The 19,874-nt window shown below is 47.3% G+C and carries 13 protein-coding genes; 4 read left to right on the forward strand and 9 right to left on the reverse strand.

Going from position 1 to position 19,874, the window contains the following annotated elements; all coding sequences use genetic code 11:
- Window positions 1–114: 114 nt before the first annotated feature.
- Both OO778_RS22800 and blaCARB read right to left on the reverse strand, forming a co-directional pair.
- Window positions 115–1,164, reverse strand: a complete 1,050-nt coding sequence (locus OO778_RS22800; protein WP_048625291.1) for a sensor domain-containing diguanylate cyclase — start codon at window positions 1,162–1,164, stop codon at window positions 115–117.
- A 292-nt stretch (window positions 1,165–1,456) separates the two neighbouring features.
- Window positions 1,457–2,308, reverse strand: a complete 852-nt coding sequence (gene blaCARB, locus OO778_RS22805; protein ID WP_053809595.1) for a CARB family carbenicillin-hydrolyzing class A beta-lactamase — start codon at window positions 2,306–2,308, stop codon at window positions 1,457–1,459.
- Window positions 2,309–2,547: 239 nt separating this feature from the next.
- On the opposite strand from blaCARB, the gene OO778_RS22810 reads away from it, so the two are divergent.
- Window positions 2,548–3,897, forward strand: coding sequence for a ferric reductase-like transmembrane domain-containing protein (locus OO778_RS22810; protein WP_264911825.1), 1,350 nt, complete (start codon window positions 2,548–2,550; stop codon window positions 3,895–3,897).
- A gap of 97 nt (window positions 3,898–3,994) precedes the next feature.
- Here the strand turns inward: OO778_RS22810 and OO778_RS22815 are convergent, their stop codons facing one another.
- The 5 genes from OO778_RS22815 to OO778_RS22835 all read right to left on the reverse strand — a co-directional run bounded on the left by OO778_RS22815 (window position 3,995) and on the right by OO778_RS22835 (window position 11,661).
- Window positions 3,995–4,576: a copper-binding protein gene (locus tag OO778_RS22815; RefSeq protein ID WP_264911826.1), complete on the reverse strand. Its 582-nt coding sequence runs from the start codon at window positions 4,574–4,576 to the stop codon at window positions 3,995–3,997.
- A 63-nt stretch (window positions 4,577–4,639) separates the two neighbouring features.
- A complete protein-coding gene (locus OO778_RS22820) occupies window positions 4,640–7,780 on the reverse strand; it encodes an efflux RND transporter permease subunit (RefSeq protein ID WP_170891965.1) in 3,141 nt (1,046 codons plus the stop codon).
- Window positions 7,781–7,782: 2 nt separating this feature from the next.
- Window positions 7,783–9,498, reverse strand: a complete 1,716-nt coding sequence (locus tag OO778_RS22825) for an efflux RND transporter periplasmic adaptor subunit (protein WP_264911828.1) — start codon at window positions 9,496–9,498, stop codon at window positions 7,783–7,785.
- A gap of 103 nt (window positions 9,499–9,601) precedes the next feature.
- Window positions 9,602–11,023 (reverse strand): TolC family protein, encoded by a 1,422-nt coding sequence (locus tag OO778_RS22830; RefSeq protein WP_264911829.1) that lies wholly within the window; start codon window positions 11,021–11,023, stop codon window positions 9,602–9,604.
- Window positions 11,024–11,241: 218 nt separating this feature from the next.
- Entirely contained in the window at window positions 11,242–11,661 is a 420-nt protein-coding gene (locus OO778_RS22835; protein ID WP_264911830.1) for a hypothetical protein, read from the reverse strand.
- 242 nt (window positions 11,662–11,903) lie between these two features.
- Between OO778_RS22835 and fdhF the strand changes: the two genes are divergently transcribed.
- The 3 genes from fdhF (at window position 11,904) to OO778_RS22850 (ending at window position 17,740) form a co-directional block, all read left to right on the forward strand.
- Window positions 11,904–16,172: a formate dehydrogenase subunit alpha gene (fdhF, locus tag OO778_RS22840; RefSeq protein ID WP_264911831.1), complete on the forward strand. Its 4,269-nt coding sequence runs from the start codon at window positions 11,904–11,906 to the stop codon at window positions 16,170–16,172.
- 78 nt (window positions 16,173–16,250) lie between these two features.
- Window positions 16,251–17,192, forward strand: a complete 942-nt coding sequence (locus tag OO778_RS22845) for an endonuclease/exonuclease/phosphatase family protein (protein ID WP_264911832.1) — start codon at window positions 16,251–16,253, stop codon at window positions 17,190–17,192.
- 176 nt (window positions 17,193–17,368) lie between these two features.
- Window positions 17,369–17,740 carry a hypothetical protein gene (locus OO778_RS22850; protein WP_118780948.1) on the forward strand — a complete coding sequence of 124 codons (372 nt, stop codon included), beginning with the start codon at window positions 17,369–17,371 and terminating at the stop codon, window positions 17,738–17,740.
- Between the two features lie 109 nt (window positions 17,741–17,849).
- Here OO778_RS22850 and OO778_RS22855 read toward each other — a convergent pair whose 3' ends face one another.
- Both OO778_RS22855 and OO778_RS22860 read right to left on the reverse strand, forming a co-directional pair.
- The gene (locus OO778_RS22855; protein WP_005498311.1) at window positions 17,850–18,947 is read right to left on the reverse strand and encodes an ABC transporter permease; all 1,098 of its coding nucleotides are present in this window, start codon (window positions 18,945–18,947) and stop codon (window positions 17,850–17,852) included.
- Entirely contained in the window at window positions 18,947–19,873 is a 927-nt protein-coding gene (locus tag OO778_RS22860) for an ABC transporter ATP-binding protein (protein ID WP_047008399.1), read from the reverse strand. Before OO778_RS22860 ends, OO778_RS22855 begins: the two co-directional genes overlap by 1 nt.
- Window position 19,874: the final 1 nt, after the last annotated feature.

Consider the following 19,874-nt stretch of genomic DNA (forward strand, 5'->3'; position numbering starts at 1 on the left):
ATTTGCTCACTCTTATTTCTAAACTGGCTTAAAGTTCGTATTACTTATTTTAGGCGGGTTAGAATTTATAAAAGGTAGCGCAACAAGTCGCTACCTTTTTTATCACTCTCTTTTCTAGTTTTCTTCTGTTTTATGAACCTCAACACGGTTTCTACCGGTTTCTTTGGCTTTGTAAAGGGCTAAGTCGGCGCGTTTTACGAGTGGTTCAAACGAGTCATCCAAGCTACAGACTTGAGTTACACCAATACTAGCGGTAAAGCTCATATCACGACCTGAGTGTTGAATCGTCGTAGTTTCTAGCGCATTGCGAATCGTTTCTAATGTGTTTAGGGCTTCTTGCGATGACCGGCTTCTTAGTACGATGGCAAACTCTTCACCGCCAACTCTGGCAAGTAAGTCACAGTCAAGTAGATGGCTTTGAATGGTGTTGACTGCATGGATCAGAGATTTATCGCCAGCGTCATGACCAAACCGATCATTAAGGCTCTTAAAGTTGTCTAAATCTAGAATAGCAACATGGAAGTCAATGCCTTGGGTGCGGTATTCATTCAGGCGGCTTTCGATTTGTCGCATGAATTCTCTGCGGTTTGGAATGCCAGTCAGGTCATCCGTTGTGGCAAGATGCTCCATTTTCATAATTTGTATATGAAGAGCAATGTTTAAAGCAATCCAGTTAGCAATGCACTGAAGCTGTGCCGCTTGTTCGTTTGTATAAGTGTGCGTTTGGTGATGTGCAACATTAAGCGTGCCCAAACAGACTTTACCGTGCATTAAAGGCGCATCCATACACGTCCCCATGCCATTGGATGCCAGCATCACACAATCGACCTCATCAGATTGAGTGACATCGTCACAGATCATCAGTTGTTGTTTTTTGAACACTCGGCCAACAAAAGCTCGGTGAATAGGTACCAAGAATTCAGCCGGAATCGCTTTATTACCAGAGAAAGAGTAGACCTTTAGATGATCATCATTTTCATAAAGCGTGATACTCGCGCGGTCGGAATTGAATATACGATTTATCCATTCTGCGACTGTATCGAGCACCTGCTGCAATGTTTCCGATTGAGCTAAAAAGTGAACAAACCCTATCGGCATACAGATCGGACTTTCCATGTTCTGCATCGATAAGTCATCAGGGTTAAAAGTTCTTTCAAGTCTCAATAGACGTCTCCTTGCGATGTTGCAAATACCGACAATAAGTTACACGAAGCTATTTTCAAGAAAAATGTGTTTCTACGTAAGATTATGGTTTATTTATCGCTATCTATGTGTGTTCAATTGCTTAATGTGGGCGTTAACTCACGCCTAAATGAATAAATGTTATACCTATTTATAAGTAAGTCATTACTCAATAAGGGGTGTTTTTGAGGTAGAACCAAAGAATAAGAAAGCCCTTCAGGGAAGAGAAGGGCAAAGAGGGTGAACTTAGGAAAGTAAATATGTAAGCAGTGAATTAATTATCTTTGTATTTCTGTAAAATCAACTGACTGATTTGCGCGATGAGCTGGTCTCTGGCTTGCAGTGATAGCTCGGTTTCTGTGACATAGATACTAATGTAAACAGGACGATGGTTTTCCTTCCATATGATTGCGTTAATACCACGCGAACCGTGACCACCCGCACCAGAGCGGTCGGCGATAGACCAACCTGTTGGTAATACTGAACGCATTAACGAGTCTGAAACCTTGTTGTCCTGCATCCAGATTTTTAATTGCACGCGAGACTCGTAAGACAACGTTTCTCCTTCAATCAAGGTTCGCAGAGTGTTTACCATGGCGTTAGGTGTGGTGGTGTCGCGGTTGTCTCCCGGTGTCGCTTCGTTCAAACGTGGTTCTAATCTATCTAGGCGCGTCGCTTTATCACCAATTGAACGCAGAAACATTGTCACGGCCTTAGGGCCGCCGATTTCATTCAATACTAAGTTGGCAGCAGTATTATCACTCATCAACATCGCGGCTTCACAAGCGTGTTCTACGCGTGTGTTTTGGCCTGCGAGTTTGTCCATCACTGGAGACCACACAACGATGCTGCGCTCATCGACTTTCGCGGTCGCATTTTTACTTAGCTTACCGCTGTCCATATCACTTAGCATTGTGGCGCAAGCCAAGGTTTTGAATGTGCTCATGAGTGGGAAGCGTTCATCGCCACGGTAATCCCAGCGCTCATCGGTTTGCGTATCCCAAACCGAGACTCCAATTCTGCTTGAGGTTTGTTGTTCGATGAGAGAAATGTCTTCATTCAATTGGGAAGCGTAACTTAGGGTTGAGCAAACCATTAGCCCAGCCAACAAAAATAACTTTTTCATGCGTCGTGTTCTTCATTTTGGTTTTGGTTCGCACTGTGGCGATGTTACGCAAACTATAACGAGCGAATACTCTAACCACTGTTAAATCCATGTCGATTTTTTGTAGGATTCTGCGCAATACCTCCAAGTTTGTTATTGATCTTGGGTATATTGTGGGTTTACTCAACTTTACGAATATTGACGTTGCATTACGCTAGAAAAACTAAACTAGAGTTGTCGTCAATTTGAGAGTGATGTTCATGAAAACTGTACGAAATTTTGTATGGATGATAATTGCCGCCGTGTCTGTGTTGTGGTGGATGAGTGAACCGCAACTGCTTTCCTCGACCCAATTCTCCCAATGGAGCTCCGCGCTTATTCAATATTCTGGTGTTTTGTCGTTAGCTTTGATGTCTATTGCGATGGTGCTGGCGCTGCGCTTACCTGTGATAGAGCAATGGGTTCATGGCATGGACAAGGCATATCGAGTACACAAGTGGTTAGGTATAGCAGGCGTCAGTTTGGGTGTGATCCATTGGCTTATGTATAAAGTGCCGAAGTGGCTCGTTGCTGCTGGTTGGTTGGAAAAACCAGTAAAACACACTGGAGCAGGGCCATCAGGCAATAACTTCGTTGGTTTTGAGTTATGGGTTAAAGAACTGCGTGATATAGGCTTGAATTTAGGTGAGTGGGGCTTTTATTTGCTATTGGTATTGCTAGCAGTGTCACTCTGGACGGTTGTTAAATACAAACCTTTCAAGTTGTCCCATCGTTTGATGGCTGTGGTGTATTTGATGGTTGCCTTGCATTCGGTCTTATTGATAAAGCATGCGTACTGGGGCGATCCCATTCATTTTATCGCTTTTGGTTTTGCATTGATGGGCTCTGCGGCTGCCGTTTATAGTTTGTTTGGCTTTGTCGGACGAGCGAACCGCTATCCAGCCAAAGTGGTGTCGACTCGCTACTTCCCTCAAGCGCGCGTGATGGAGCTGGTTTTGGCGCCAAGCAATAACGGTCAAGGAAAACCTTGGCAAGGGCACAAAGCAGGACAGTTTGCTTACGTTCGTTTTGGTAATGAAGATCCACATCCGTTTACGATTGTTTCAGGTGAGCACGATCCAGAGGTCCGTTTTTTGATCAAAGAGCTAGGCGATTTCACGACCAATTTGTACCAGCGCGTGAAAGCGGGTAATGAGGTTGTTGTTGAAGGGCCATATGGACGTTTAGAGTTTGATGTCAACAAGCCGCAAGTTTGGATTGCTGGTGGTGTCGGAATAGCGTCGTTCTTTGCCATCTTATCTTCATTGAAAACGCTAAAAAGACATCCGCCAGTACATTTGTTTTATTGCACACGTGGCTTAGATAGTCATTTAGTGGATGAACTGTGGAATGCTGCGCGTCAGGCACAAGTGAAACTGAACGTGATAGATACTGCGATTTCACCTCGACTTAATGTTGAACGAATTGCGAAGGAATGCGGCGATTTATCGCGTTATGAGTTTTATTTCTGTGGACCGGAGGTATTCTCTCGAACCCTGAAAAAAGAGTTAGAGGCATATCGTTTTGATACAGAACATCACTATCATGAAGAGCTGTTTGTGATGCGATAATCTAGTATTTGGGGTGAAATAAAAAGGAGCTGAATCAGCTCCTTTTGTATTTACATTTAACGTCTAAGAACCGTGTGAATGCGTAAATCCGGTTTCACTACAGTTCCACTTTTTTGACCATGCCGGCTTCTGCATGACCGGGGATATTACACGCGAACTCTACATTTTTATCGCCATGGAAGTGCCACAGGAGTTGTTTCGCTTTGCCTGGTTCAACAGTGACCGCATTGCCGGAGTCATGCATGTGATCGCCAGACATGGTTTTCATCATTTCACGGTGTTTAAGCTGTTCTTCTGCTGAACCAATGGTAAATTCGTGATTGATTTTGCCAGTATTCATTACCACAAATTGAACCACATCATCCGGTTCTATTGTCACGTCTTTTTTGAATGTAATTTTCATATCATCCGTTAAGAGTACATGAACGACTTTGTCTGGTTTTGCGCCATTTGCAGGCATACCAACCGCTGACATGCCCGGCATGCCGCTCATACCAGAATGATCCATTTTACCGTGGTCCATTTTTCCATGATCCATCGGCATTGTATCCATGTTCATGGAACCGTGATCCATTTGACCATGCTCCATATTTTCGTGGTTCATGTTTGAGTTATCCATTTGAGCAAATACGCCACCCGATACCATGGTTAGAGCAAGAGTGATAAGAGTCTTTTTCATGTTGATTTCCTTTACTATCAATGAGCTATCGCGCCATTACTCTCTGAATAATGGCGCTCGTTGTTATTTATCTTGGTGTTGAGTTGATTTCACTTCACGCTGTTTCCACAGCTTGAAGATGGCAGGTAACACAAGCAGTGTTAACAGCAGGGCAGAGGCCATGCCACCAATCATCGGTGCAGCGATGCGTTGCATCACTTCAGAGCCTGTCCCCTCGCCGTACATGATTGGAATAAGACCAATGATTACCGTTAATACGGTCATCATGACAGGCCGCACACGTAAGCCAGCACCTTCGCGAATTGCGTCTGTAAGATCCCGCGCTTGAAGCGGTCGTTGTTTCTCTTCTGCATCCAGTTTTCGGTGGTGCCACGCTTGGTTGAGATACACCAGCATGATGACGCCTATCTCCACCGCAACGCCGGCGAGGGCGATAAACCCAACCCCCACGGCAATAGAGAAGTTGTAGTTCAGATAATGCATCAGCCATAAGCCACCAACCATTGCTAAAGGCAGCGTCAGCATGATGATCAGCACCTCACCTACACGGCGAAAGCTGAAGTAAAGTAGCATCATGATGATCGCAATAGTGATTGGTACTACGACACTTAAGCGGTCTTTGGCGCGTTCCATGTATTCGTACTGACCTGACCAAGCCAGCGAATAACCCGCAGGTAATTCAAGTTGATCTGCTACTACTTGTTGTGCTTCCACGACGTATGAGCCCAGGTCACGACCTTCGATATCCACGAAAACCCAACCGTTTGGACGCGCGTTTTCGGTTTTGATCATCGGTGGACCATCTTCATAACGAATATCTGCCACGTCTGCGAGTGCGATGCGTGCGCCGTTGGGGGTTACCAGTGGTAGGTTTTGCAGTTTAACAACCGAGTCACGGTAGTCTTGCGGGTAGCGAACGTTAATCGGGTAGCGTTCCAAGCCTTCAATGGTTTCTCCAACATTCATACCCCCAACAGCTGTTGAGATAACTTGCTGAACGTCTTTGATGCTCAATCCATATCTCGCAGCTGCGCGGCGTTTGATATCAATCGTTACGTAACGGCCACCCGCGACACGCTCCGCATATACAGATGAGGTGCCGTGAACGCTATTAAGAATAGGTTCCAGCTGAGCACCAATTTTTTCGATCTCTTTCAGGTCTGGGCCTGCAATCTTGATCCCAATTGGCGTTTTAATACCGGTCGCCAGCATGTCGATACGCGTTTTGATTGGCATTACCCAAGCGTTGGTGAGTCCCGGAAACTGAATCAGTTCATCGAACTCTTTGCGTAACGACTCTGTCGTCACGCCTTCACGCCATTGATCGTGAGGTTTTAGCTGAATAACTGTTTCAATCATGGTAAGTGGTGCAGGATCGGTGGCCGTTTCCGCACGGCCAATCTTGCCCCAAACCGTTTTGACTTCCGGTACGGTTTTGATCAGCTTGTTGGTTTGCTGAACTAGTTCACGTGCTTTACCAATCGAGATTCCCGGATACGTAGTCGGCATGTACATCAAGTCGCCTTCATCCAATGGTGGGATGAACTCGCTACCCAGTTGACTGGTTGGATAGTAAGCTGACGCCATTAGGCCTAAAGCGATAACGATCATACTCTTAGGGTACTTGAGGCTGGTATTCAGCAACGGGCGATACAGCGCAATTAAGCCTCTATTTACTGGATTCTTATGCTCTGGTAATACGTTGCCACGGATGAAATAACCCATGAGCACAGGTACGAGGGTAATTGCCAAACCTGCTGCTGCGGCCATGGCATAAGTTTTAGTAAAGGCGAGAGGGGAGAACATCTTGCCCTCTTGACCTTCCAGTGCAAATACTGGCACAAAGCTTAACGTGATGATAAGCAGTGAGAAGAACAGGGGCGCGCCTACTTCTTCAGCGGCTTTGCCAATCACTTGCCAGCGGTTCTTATCCGTGAGAGGCGTTCGTTCAATATGCTTGTGGACGTTTTCTATCATTACGATGGCACCATCCACCATAGCACCGATGGCGATGGCAATCCCCCCGAGCGACATGATGTTGGCGTTAATGCCTTGAGAATGCATGACGATAAACGCGGATAAAATACCGACGGGCAAGCTCAGCGCGATAACCAAAGACGAACGGATGTGAAATAGGAAGAGGGCACAAACAATCGCCACGACGATGAATTCTTCCGCCAATTTCTTCCACAAGTTTTCTACGGCAGCGTTAATCAGCGTGGAGCGATCGTAAGTAGGCACGATTTCTACACCATCCGGTAAGCTGCGCTGTAAATCTTCCAGTTTGTCTTTAACTTTGCTGATGACTTCACTCGCGTTTTCGCCATAGCGCATCACGATCACGCCACCAACCGCTTCACCTTCGCCGTTAAGCTCAGAGATGCCGCGACGCATTTGCGGACCTAAGTTGATGTCAGCAATGTCGCCCAATAAGAGCGGTGTACCTTTCTCTGTCACTTTGAGCGGGAGTGATTCAATATCCTCAATACTCGTTAGGTAACCTGTAGTGCGAACCATATGTTCCGCTTCTGCTACTTCAACAACAGAGGCGCCCGTTTCCTGATTGCCGTTTTGGATCGCCATGTTCACTTGTTGCAGTGTCAGGTTGTAAGCACGTAGCTTTGCTGGGTCAATCTGAACTTGATATTGCTTCACCATACCGCCAACGGTTGCGACTTCAGAGACGCCATCGACGGTTTGCAGCTCATATTTCAAGAACCAGTCTTGCATACTACGCAGATCAGCAAGATCATGGTTGCCAGTTTTATCTTGCAGTACATAGCTGTAGACCCAACCCACTCCCGTCGCATCTGGTCCTAATGTCGGTTTTGCACTCGGTGGTAATTTAGGTGCTACTTGGCTTAGGTACTCTAAAACGCGCGAACGTGCCCAATACATGTCGGTATCATCGTTAAAAATGATATAAACATATGAGTCACCAAAAAATGAATAACCACGAACGGTTTCCGCTCCTGGTACGGCGAGCATGGCGGTTGTTAGCGGGTAAGTAACTTGATCTTCAACTACTTGAGGTGCTTGGCCTGGGTAGCTTGTTTTGATGATCACTTGAACATCAGAAAGATCCGGAATGGCGTCTACAGGTGTATTCTTTACACTGTAAAGTCCGGTTAAAACAAGCGCTAAGGTAGCGATCAAAACCATGAAACGGTTTTTGATCGACCAGCGGATTATTGCTCCAATCATAGTTAGCCCTCAACCGCTTCAAGTTGCTTCAAGACGTAGTCAGCTCCTTGTTTTTCAACTAAAAACCGTACTTTCTGACCTTCTTTGAATCCGGATAGATCCACTTCATCACCTACAGAGAAGTTCATCTCTCCTGCCTCCCAGTTCCATTCTGCAACTGGGAGGTGGTTGAGAGTTATCATCCCAAAATCCGCCATCAACATGCTGATATCTCCGGTAATCCATACGTCAGTCACGACAACGCTGTCATCGGCTTTGTAGTCAACGACTTCATATTGACCTGACTCTGTTTTCTGAATTTCAAACTCGATAGCTTGGCCTTTTTGCAGAGTGCCTACATCAACGTCATCTGCGAGGGTAAAGTTCATGACCATACCCGGCCAATCCCACTCTGCTACGGGCTGATGATTAATGGTCAACATACGGTGATCTTTCATCACATCGGTGATTTCACCCTTAGCCCAAACTGTTTCTGCTTTGGCTTCAGTAGGTGATGAAATACGGGATAGATCAGCCGTTTGGCTTGATTCCGAATCCAACATAAAGTGTGCAGAGGTTACGATGCGATCATCTTGAGACAGACCTTGTAACACCTCGATTTTGTCGTCGGCTTCACGCCCGACTTTGATGCGCGTTGAACGGTATTTACCATCGCCTTCAGACAACACGACTCGGGTCATACCGCCGGATCGAATAACGGAAGACTTAGGAATAGTCATAACCGCGTTATCAGTGACTGGTTGAAGGGCAATGTTGGCAAACATATTAGGCTTAAGATCGCCATTCGGGTTAGGGAACTTGAGGCGTACACGCAAGGTACGAGTTTTAGGATCCAGAATAGGGTATACGTAGTCGACAACCCCTTTCCATTCATTGCCTGGAATAGCATCAAGCGTCATAGTGGCGCTACTTCCTGCTTTCATCCAGTGAGCTTGGCGCTCAAATACTTCGGCATCCACCCATACGTTTTCAAGTGGGCCCGCGCTGATCACCGCTTGAGCAGGGGATAGGTAACCACCTTCACGAACGTTCAAACTCGCGATGACGCCATCTTCCGGAGCTTTAATTTCAATAGTTTGCGATGCTTTCCCGCGTTGAGTGATGGCTCTGATTTGAGAACGATCAACACCCAGTGTCACTAAACGTTCTGTCGCGCCTTTCACCAGGCCATTACGCCCAGTTCGGTAGGCGTTCAGCAGCTCTTCTTGTGCTTTGACTAGCTCAGGCGAGTACAGCGTGAACAGCACATCGCCTTTTTTGACCTTTTCACCCACGGCATTGATGTAAAGCTTTTCAACCCAGCCGGCCACGCGAACGTTGGTTTGCCACAAATGACTTTCGTCAAACGCGATATAGCCGACAGTTTCAATCCGAGGTGAAAGTTGCTCTAAAGAGACTTGAGCAGTTTTTACACCTAAGTTGTTTTCAACTGATGGGTCAATTTTTACCGTGCCGGGTTTGTCTTGTTCACCCGCGAGATCTTCAGCGTACACTGGGATCAAGTCCATGCCCATTGGCGATTTGCCCGGTTTGTCGCGCTTATAATTTGGATCCATTGGAGCAACCCAATAGAGTGGCTCGTTTGAGCTGCTCGCCGCGCTACCGCCTGTGCCGCTCATGTCGTGGTTTGCACCAGATAGGTACTGATTAACGCCAAACCCTAGTGCCCCGCCAACAAGCAGAGCGATGGTTGCTATCTTGATTGAATTTGAACTCATTCCTAATTCCTTATTTTCCCCATGAGGCATGACAGCGATGTTGATTGCTTATTGGTGTGCATTCGCCATCGTCCCCAAACTTGGGTTCTCTCATGTTTTTGTTTTAGTTCGCGCTTGCTTCAGGCGTGATGTTGGGTGTGGATACTTGATATTCGAAACCACCCAATAAAGCCGCTAAGTTGCTGTTTACGATGTTTAAATCGGTAATAAGACGTTGCTGTTCGAGCTTTAGCGCCAGCTCGTCTGTGCTTGCCATGATCACATCGTTAAACTGTGCGGTGTTGTTTTGATAACCCCTTTCTACCGCGTGAATACGAGCTTGAACTTGGGGAAGTAAGGTGGATTGATAACGCTCTAAACGCTGACTCAAGTTAGCGCGATCAACCAGCAATGTGTTGACCTTCGCGTTCATCTGAGTCAGTAACGTATCTTTTTGTGAGCGAGCAGCACCCACTTGATACTGCGCGGCGGCTAAGTTGCGGTCTTGGCGATTACCAGTGAACAGGGGAATGTCCATTGTTAGATACGCGCTCACCAAATCCGATGCAGGTTCGCCTTTCATATTGTTGGCTTGACGATAAGCGTACATCACTTCCACACCGAATTGAGGCGTGTAAGCTTGCTCTGCAATGTCCACTTGAGTTTCATTGGCAGAAATACTTACGTCTGCCATTTTCACCATCGGGTGATCACTCAACTGTTGGTAGTGCTTGGTCGTTTCGCTATTTGCAGACAACTTTTGGTTTAATGACGCCCAAGTCAGTGTGTTGCTGGCTTGAAGTGTTGAGCGTCCGTTTTGGGTATAGGTATTGAGCCAGTCAGAGCCCAGCCATTCTGAGAGTTGCGAGACCAAACGGCGCTGCATTTGTGCGTTGGCTTGCAGCTTTTCATCCAACTTACTCACTTGAAGCTGTGCATTCAGTAAATCTTGCGCTTCGCTTTTGCCGATTGAGTAATTGGTTTGAATGAAGTTTTCCATTTCCGTCATGAGCCGACGGTTTTCTAGCAAAATTTGCTCTGCTTTCTGCTGATAGCCCAGCTCCAACCAAAGCTGAGTCATGCTGTTTGCCACTTCAAGCTCCCGTGCGTGAACTTGCAACGACAAACCATCGGCTTGTTGATTGGCTTTCTTTTGTTGAAGATTGAGCGTCGAGCCACGTTCGAACTGTTGCATCAAACCGACGGAGATATTGGTCATCGGATCCTCGTCAAATTTGAAGCTATCGACAGGCAAACCACCAAAACCGACTTTCAATTTCGGGTCCATCAAGGTTGCGCTGGCTACGCCTGTTTCACGCATTGCTTCCGATTGAGCATAGAACTGCTTACGGTTTCCATCGTTACTCAACGCAACGCTAATGAGGTTTGCTAGCTCATTGGTTGACTGAGCTTGGATTGATTGAGCTTGCGCTTCTTGTTGTGCTTTCGTATTGGCTGGCGATTGTGCCACCACATTGAAAGCAGGTAGGGCAACCAGAGCCAGTGAGCATACTGGTGCCACTAAGCGATTTGGGTTGAATTCCATAATTTACATCCAAATTGATACCAAGCTCTTTTGCGTTTCGGGATCGATTGAACCGAGCGGGAGAGCGTTGGTATTTGCCAAACGGATGACGCACTTTTTTATCGCTAAATAGCAGGTAACAAATGGAGTTACGAGCGAATAGCTGAGGTGAGCACGCTATCAGTTGGGCGCAAAGAAACTGCCTGCAAAGCGATGCAGGGTCGAATGCTTTGTATGGATTAAACTATCGGAGGCCGATACAAATCATGGGTGACTTGTACCACTGGTGCGGTAATTTCTGAGGCAATGGATGCGCGATAAGCCAGTGGGGATAGTTGGCTGTCAGTGACTGGTAACGGGACGAAAACGAATGAACAAGATGCTGTGCAGCAATTGTGGATCATGCCGGAGCCATCAACACAGCTCATGGGCATTTCTGTAGAGTCGGAGCTCAACGATGAGGCCATCTCCATGCTCATGCTCGGGGAGCCACAGTGATCGTTCGCACTTGCCATTTCTGTCATGTGTTCAGGCATCATAGCGCCACTCGACATCATTTTGATACTCATTAAAGGCGCGCTGTTAACCACGCTAGATACCAGCAGTATCAGCGTTGTACATAACGTTAGCCAAATTGTATGCAGTGATTTAAGGCGCATACGGAGTCCAGTCAAAATGAGTGTAAATAACGAGTAACCGCTTAATAATAAAGGTTACCCTAGGGGGAAAGTCAAGCATTCACCCCCAAGTAAGCGTGAGATATTTGGTGCATCTTGGGATCGGTTGGACATATTAATCGCCAATAAATATCTCTTTATTGAGTTTTTTGTCACACGAACTTTCCATGGTAGGGGTTATCCTTATAGAATGTAAGGTTTAATGTGCCTGCTTCGGGGGTTGTATGATAGAAATTGTCATCGATGGAAAATATAGAATTGTAGAAGAGGGGCTAACCCTTCTGGAAGCAGCCAAAGTGTGTGGGGTCGAAATCCCTTCACTGTGCGGAATGAACAAAAGTAACGAGAAAATTCCGTGTGATTTGTGTGTTGTCGAAGTGGAAAGTGGCGGAACTAAGCGCGCCTGTGATCTCAAAGTGTACCGCGGTCTCAATGTCGTCACACAATCAGAACAACTGAGTGAGCACCGCAGAAAAGCGCTCAACCGAATCATGACGGACCACTACGCCGACTGTGAAGCTCCATGCAAAACGGCGTGTCCTGCTGGGGTAGACATCCAATCTTACCTCTACCATATCTCGCAAAACGATCATCAAAAAGCGATTGAAGTTATTAAACGCACACTGCCAATGCCGTTGTCGATTGGGCGCGTGTGTCCGGCATTCTGCGAAAGTGAGTGTCGCCGTTCTTTGGTGGATGAGCCGATTGCCATTCGCCAACTCAAACGCCATGCCGCAGACGCAGATTTAGCGGCGCATGAAGCGTATGTCCCAGAGAAAAAACCAGCGAAGCATCGCAAGATCGCCGTTGTTGGTAGTGGCCCCGGTGGCTTAACGGCAGGTTATTACTTGTCGAATGAAGGTTATGACGTCACCGTATTTGAGTCCATGCCAAAAGCAGGCGGTTGGCTACGCTACGGCATTCCTGAATATCGCCTACCCAAAGACATTCTAGACAAAGAAATCGAACTGATGTGCCGCAACGGCATGCAAGTTGAAACCAACAAAAAGCTTGGTGTTGATTTCACGCTGTCTCAATTGAGTGAAGACTACGATGCTGTCTGTTTGGCTGTGGGGGCGTCTCAAGCGGTAGAAATGAATTATCCTGGTAGCGACTTGGACGGTTGCTACCTCGGTGTTGATTATCTGAAAGATTACGTTATAGAACAAAACTACGTTACGGGCAAAAAAGTTGCCGTGATTGGTGGTGGTAACACTGCGATCGACTGTGCGCGTACGGCGCGTCGTGCGGGTGCCGATACCACTTTGATCTATCGTCGAACTCGTGACGAAATGCCAGCCGAAGACTACGAAATCGTCGAAGCTGAACATGAGGGCGTGAAGTTCCATTTCTTAACGAATCCGGCGGAAAACATCGCGGATGAAAACGGCCGCGTGAAGGCAATTCGATTAGAACGAATGGCGTTAGGTGAGCCAGATGCGTCTGGTCGTCGTAGTCCGAAACCAACGGGTGAGTTCTTTACTGAAGCATTTGATACCGTGATTGCAGCGGTATCGCAAAAGCCGGATCTCAGCTTCTTAGAAAACGATGAGCTCTCCATTCCTCTAACGCGTTGGAACACATCTGAATCCAATGCGCAAACCATGCACACGGGTACGGGCAATATCTTCAGTATCGGTGATTTTCGTCGTGGTCCTGCGACAGCGGTTGAAGCAGTGGGAGACGGGCGAGTTGCGGCAAAAGCGATTGATCTGTTCCTCAATGGCGATATGGCGGATATGCCGAAACCTGCGTTCAACTCTCGTAAAGAGAAAAAACTGGTACAGGTTGACCCACTTCATTTTGAAAACATCCAAAAAGTTGCTCGTTCAATCATGCCGGAGTTGACTCCAGCGCAGCGTGAGCAGAGTTTTGCTGAAGTGGAACTGGGCTTTGATAACGAAGAGGCCATGAAAGAAGCGGCGCGCTGCTTAGAGTGTGGTTGCCAAGCGAATACCGACTGTGCCTTGCGAGATTACTCAACGGAATATCATGCCGAGCAACATTTCGATGTTTCCGTGGACGTTTCCTCTGCTAACGTGATTGGTCATCAAGATTGGCTCGATTTGCGAGCGAAAGATCTTCGTCATAAATACGAAGTAGACCGCAGTTCTGAGTTCATTGAATTTGATGCTAACCGCTGCATCAGTTGTGGTCAGTGTATTCAAGCATGCCGCGAGCAAGCGGTACATGGTGTGTTGAGTTTTGTGTCGGATAAAAATGGCCGACCAGCTTTACGACCAGATGATCGTCCACGATTCCGTTTCGATGAAAAAGGCGCAAGTTGCAGCGGTTTGACGCTCATGGGCGATTCAAAATGCGTGCAATGTGGGGCGTGTGTTCAGGCATGTCCAACGGGCGCGATGGTGGACAGCCGTGACCGCTCTCAAGGCAGGACCGAACATCTAAAAGCCGTCGATACCATTTGTACCTATTGTGGTGTGGGTTGTAAGTTGACCATGTTTGTCGATGAGCGACAAAACAAAATCCGCTATGTAAAAGGGGCGGATTCGCCAGTTAACCAAGGAATGCTGTGCGTGAAAGGCCGTTTTGGTTTTGATTTCATTAGCAGCGAAGAGCGTTTAACGACACCACTGATTCGTAAAGATGGTTGGTTGCAGCCAGCAACTTGGGACGAAGCGATTCAGCTAGTGGCTTCGAAGCTTTCGACCATCAAGCAAGATTTTGGTAGCAACGCACTGGCCGGATTCTCTTCAGCGAAAACCACTAACGAAGATAACTACGCGTTTCAAAAATTCATCCGTCGTGAACTTGGTACGAACAACGTTGATCACTGCGCACGTTTGTGTCACGCATCAAGTGTGACTGGGCTTGAAGCATCGTTGGGGAGTGGTGCGATGACCAACGACATTCCGAGCATTAAGCATTCCGATGTGATCTTTATTATCGGTTCTGACACCACATCTGCGCACCCGATCATTGCTTCGCACATCAAACAGGCGATTCGTCATCACGGGGCACGCTTGATTGTGGCAGACCCGAAACGAGTGGACATGGCTGAACATGCAGAGCTGTACTTGGCGCATCGTCCGGGCACGGATGTTATGTTGCTCAATGGCGTGATGCAGCAAATCATCAAAAATGGTTGGTACGATCAAGAATACATCGAAGAGCGCGTCGACGGCTTTGATACCTTGCTTCAAGAGGTGATGTCGCCAGCGTACAATCTCGACAAAGTTGAGTTAGTGACGGGCGTAAAAGCGGACGATATTTTCGCGATGGCGCGAATGATCGGTACGGCAAAACGCACGGCGGTGTATTACTCAATGGGTATTACCCAGCATACAACAGGGCACGACAACGTTCGTTCGATTGCAAACCTGCAATTGTTGTGTGGCAACATCGGTATTGAGGGTGGTGGTATTAACCCACTGCGCGGTCAATCAAACGTACAAGGTGCGTGTGATATGGGCGCATTGCCGAACTGTTATCCGGGATACCAAAAAGTGTATAACCCGATTGTTCGTCAGAAATTCGCGATTGAGTGGGATGCGCCGAACTTACCTTCTGAGCAAGGGCTTACCCTAACGGAAATCATCGATGCGGCGTGCAAACGAGAAGTTCGCGGGATGTACATCATGGGCGAAAACCCAGTACTGAGCGATCCAAACCAAGCACACGTGATTGAAGGGTTGGAAGCACTCGACTTCTTGGTCGTGCAAGACATCTTCCTCACCGAGACGGCGCAGTACGCCGATGTGGTATTGCCTTCTTGTTCATTTGCGGAAAAATCCGGTCACTTCACCAATACTGAGCGACGCGTGCAGCGCGTTAATGCGGCAGTGAAAGCGCCGGGTGAGGCGAAAGAAGATTGGTGGATCATTCAAGCGATCGCAAACGCGATGGGTAGCGATTGGCATTACCAGTGCGTTTCTGAAATCACTAGCGAGATCGCGCGTGTAACGCCGCAATATGCAGGGTTGCGTTGGGACGCGATCACGCCGAACGGTGTTCAATGGCCAAGTAACAAGAACAATCCAAACGGTACTCGTATTATGCACCAAACCCAATTTACCCGAGGGAAAGGTCAAATGGTGGGCGTGCCGTTCCGCTATGCAGCTGAGTTGCCTGATGAAGAGTATCCTTTGGTGCTTACAACAGGGCGTGTGCTAGAACAGTTCCACACCGGTACGATGACGCGCAAAACGAAAGGGTTGGATAACCTTGCTGGGCCAAGAGCGATGATCAGTGTTGAAGATGCTGAAGCAATTGGTATCCATAATGGTCAGCGCCTAAAAGTGTCGACTCGTCGTGGCAGCATCGAAATTGATGCGTTTGTGACTAAGCGAATGCAAAAAGGCGTCGTGTTTATTCCTTTCCATTTCGTTGAGTCGCCAGTCAACCGCTTGACGACTACGGCAACGGACCCGCATGCGAAAATTCCTGAATTCAAAGTCGCAGCGGTTAAGATTGAAATCAGTGAAACGGCCGCTCAACCAGAGCCTGTCGAGGAGGAGGTACACCACGTCTAACATCAACGCTTCACGCACTGGCGAGTTGAGAAATTGCATTTAAGCTTATGATATGTAATAGCGAAACGAGCAGTGCGTGTGTCGAGCGTTTTTAAGTGGATCATATTGCTCCTACCCGCTCTTATTTGGCTGGCGGTCAGGCAAATTGAACATATTTGGTGGGCGGAGAATCTTACCTCGATTCCCGCCCTCATTGTGTTCACTTACGTTGTTTTAGCCTCGGCGTTTTTTATTGCTCGCCGATGGTTGCAAAGTGCATTTTCTGCCTTTGTCGCTATTTTGTTTGTCTCGTTACTTGTTCCGCCGCAGCGCAGCCATGTGGCGTCTTGCTCGCAGTCTTTGAGCGTCATTCAATTCAATCTTTTTTACGAAAACTCGGACATCAATCAGTTCATCAACTATCTGTTGAGGCATCCTGCTGATTTGGTGGTAATGCAAGAACTGACGCCGCGTGTTGGCAGCCTTTTGCACATGTTGGATGATGTCTATCCGCATTATTATGGTGGCCAACGTGACGTGGGGTACCCATCAAATTTGATGATTCTTAGCCGACACCCGATCACGGAGGTTTCGGTTTATCGTGCGCCAAATGGACAAGAAGTCATCAGAGCGGTTTGGTTGCCTAAAGGTCAAGCACCGATCACTTTGTTTGCGGCTCATCCACCGTCACCAAGAACCAGCGAGCTTTGGCATCAAAGAAATGCGCTGGTGCGAACCATAGAAACGCTGACCGCGCTTTATCCTGAGCCAGAGGTGTTGGTTGTGGGGGATTTCAATCTCTCCTCGGTTAGCCCTCGTTTTTCTACGCTGTTCCCGAGTTTTCAAACCGCGCCAGTGACGAGCTGGCCAACCAACATCAAAGGCATAAACGTGCCCGAGCCGATGATGATAGGTATTGATCATTTGTGGCTAAAATCTGATCAAGGACAGCGAATCATTTGCTCTCGACAATCCTCTGCTTTACCACAAGGCTCAGATCACCGTATGGTGACAACCCAGATCGGTGTGCATATTCCATAGTTAAAGCCCTTAGAATTTGTTGTGTTGCATAAGTTAAACCTGTGCTGAGCTTGTCATAGAATTGACTCTCTCTGACTGTTCTCTGTTATTTGAGCAAGTTCCATGACCTAAACTTTGCTCGCTTCCTATACTGAACTAACGAAGCAGGATTTTTATAACAACAAGAGGCAGCTTGCATGACAAGAACAACCTCATTTGCACTCGTTTTATTACTGATGTGCGCATACTTTGGTTACAACCGTTATTACGTGTATCCGCAGCAGTTGGAAACACAGGCCAAATCCATGTTGATACAAATGGCAAATCGCGAAGAATGGATGGATGTGTTTGAGATGATGAATCGCGTAGAGGCGCACAAAGGGCATTTAGAGCTCGTGGCCGATGTTACGTCTTCTGATGGCAAACGTGCTTACAGTGAAGGCTTTATTACCTATACCGATCATGAAGGTGTCGTCTGTAAACAGGTGGTGTTTAACTTTAAAATCAACTCGTTGAAAAACTACAGTATTTCAGACTTACGAGACTGCTCGTACGGCGAATATTATTAAGGTGAGTTGCTTAGTTAAGTCCGGTAAAACTAAATTTGAATATCCAAACAAAAATAGCCTCATTGTCGAGGCTATTTTTGTTTCTGCAGAAGAGAAAAAATTGGCAAGTTTAATCGAGTGATTTCTTAAACCTCAGTGACGCGACGACCAATCCAAATACGGTAAACCCGAGCAACCAAAGGGTATCTCGCCATAAGTCCATCAGATCCGCCCCTCGCAACACAATGCCTCGAATCATGCGCATAAAGTGAGTGGCGGGCAGGGCTTCTGAAATCCACTGTGCTGCGACTGGCATGCCCTCGTAAGGGAACATAAATCCAGACAGCAGAATCGAAGGCAGAAGAATGAACACCGTCATTTGCATCGCTTGAAGCTGTGTTGTAGCGATGGTGGATATGACCAATCCTAAAGTTAAGCTGGCGGCGATAAACAACAAGGTTCCAAACAGAATTTGGCTGATTGCACCGTTAATCGGCACGCCGAAAATCCAATGTCCCAACCCTAGAATGATAAAAACCTGAATTAAGCCGACAAAGATATACGGCACGATTTTCGCCACCATTAGCTCTATCGAATGGATGGGCGTGGTGATCAATAGCTCCAAATTTCCTCGTTCACGTTCTCGTACAATCGCGGCACTGGTGAACAAAATCATCGTCATGGTGAGAATCACACCGAGTAAGCCGGGTACGATGTTGACGGCAGAACGCCGACTTGGGTTGTAGTAGAGTGCGACTTCGAATGTTTTGCTTGGCGCTGGGCGAATCTCGAAATCAAAATCGGTCAATGGCATGGTTTGCAACGACAATATTGCCGAGCTGATCATGGTATCTGACCCATCCACAATCCATTGCCCAAGCTCTCGACCTTGCATCATGCGTTGTGTGAGATCGCTTGGCAAAATCAGCACTGCGCGCACAATACCATCTTGAATCGCTTGTTCAGCCTCTTGCGCGGTGGCATAGGTTTCTTTGATATCCACCACTTGAGTGACTTTGACGGACTGAGTAATGATCCGCCCGGCGGTACTGCCACTTTGGTCAACAACACCTACCGGAATGTTGCGAATGTCCGTATTGATTGCGAAGCCGAACAGCAAAAGCTGGATAAGCGGGATCATCACCACCATGCCAAATGTGATTCGGTCACGGGAAAGTTGGCGAATCTCTTTGATCATGACGGCTTTCATGCGAGCGATAGGTTTCATCATTGGCGGCCTTTCCCTGTCACGCTGACAAAAACATCTTCTAAGCTTGGGCGAGCGTGATTCATTTCAGCGTTTTGAAGTTCAGGAAACGTCTGCTTTAACCATTCAATCGGCTGCTCGACATGCTGGTGGATAAGGATGCGTAAACGAATCCCCAACTGCGCCGCAGAGCGAACTTCGTCACGTTGAATCAGCTTTTCTTTAAGTTCACGAAGTTTGTCGGCTTTCACCTCAATGATATTAACGCCCATTTGTTCCATTAACCGTTCGGGTTCACCATCGGCACGAATTTCGCCTGATTCCATGATTGCCAGACGGTGGCAGCGCTCTGCTTCGTCCATGTAATGCGTGGTGACCAAAATCGTCGTACCTTGATCGCACAAGTCGAACAACTGCTCCCAAAAATCGCGTCGATTTTCGGGGTCAACAGCGGATGTTGGCTCATCCAAAAATAGCAGTTCGGGTTTGTGCATGGTCGCCGCGGCGAGTGAAAGGCGCTGCTTTTGACCGCCACTCATGCCGCTTACGCGCTGTTTGCGCAATTGATCCAACCCGTAAGTGGTGAGCTGCTCTTCTATCCGCTCTTTCAGCGACTTGCTGCTTAAACCAAAAATTTGCCCAATAAATTCAAGGTTCTCTTGAACGGATAGGTCGTCGTACAACGAGAACTTTTGTGTCATGTAGCCAATTTTGAGCCGCAGTTGTTCGGATTGTTTTGGGATGTCTAACCCAAGCACATCCACACTGCCTTCGCTTGGGCTGAGAAGGCCGGTGAGCACACGAATGGTGGTCGACTTACCGCAACCATTTGGCCCCAAAAATCCGTAAATGCTGCCTTTGGGCACGTTGAGAGTGATGTTATTGATAGCAGTAAAGTCGCCGAACTTTTTGACCACATTTTGAGCTTGAATTGCATACTCGGTCATT

This window comes from Vibrio sp. STUT-A16 (assembly GCF_026000495.1).
GTDB lineage: Bacteria > Pseudomonadota > Gammaproteobacteria > Enterobacterales > Vibrionaceae > Vibrio > Vibrio diabolicus.

Coding starts and splice junctions, on each gene's coding strand:
- OO778_RS22855 (WP_005498311.1), bottom strand. CDS start 18,947: ATGAAACCTATCGCTCGCATGAAAGCCGTCATGATCAAAGAGATTCGC.
- OO778_RS22820 (WP_170891965.1), bottom strand. CDS start 7,780: ATGATTGGAGCAATAATCCGCTGGTCGATCAAAAACCGTTTCATGGTT.
- OO778_RS22850 (WP_118780948.1), top strand. CDS start 17,369: ATGACAAGAACAACCTCATTTGCACTCGTTTTATTACTGATGTGCGCA.
- OO778_RS22825 (WP_264911828.1), bottom strand. CDS start 9,498: ATGAGTTCAAATTCAATCAAGATAGCAACCATCGCTCTGCTTGTTGGC.
- OO778_RS22830 (WP_264911829.1), bottom strand. CDS start 11,023: ATGGAATTCAACCCAAATCGCTTAGTGGCACCAGTATGCTCACTGGCT.
- blaCARB (WP_053809595.1), bottom strand. CDS start 2,308: ATGAAAAAGTTATTTTTGTTGGCTGGGCTAATGGTTTGCTCAACCCTA.
- OO778_RS22835 (WP_264911830.1), bottom strand. CDS start 11,661: ATGCGCCTTAAATCACTGCATACAATTTGGCTAACGTTATGTACAACG.
- fdhF (WP_264911831.1), top strand. CDS start 11,904: ATGATAGAAATTGTCATCGATGGAAAATATAGAATTGTAGAAGAGGGG.
- OO778_RS22810 (WP_264911825.1), top strand. CDS start 2,548: ATGAAAACTGTACGAAATTTTGTATGGATGATAATTGCCGCCGTGTCT.
- OO778_RS22860 (WP_047008399.1), bottom strand. CDS start 19,873: ATGACCGAGTATGCAATTCAAGCTCAAAATGTGGTCAAAAAGTTCGGC.
- OO778_RS22815 (WP_264911826.1), bottom strand. CDS start 4,576: ATGAAAAAGACTCTTATCACTCTTGCTCTAACCATGGTATCGGGTGGC.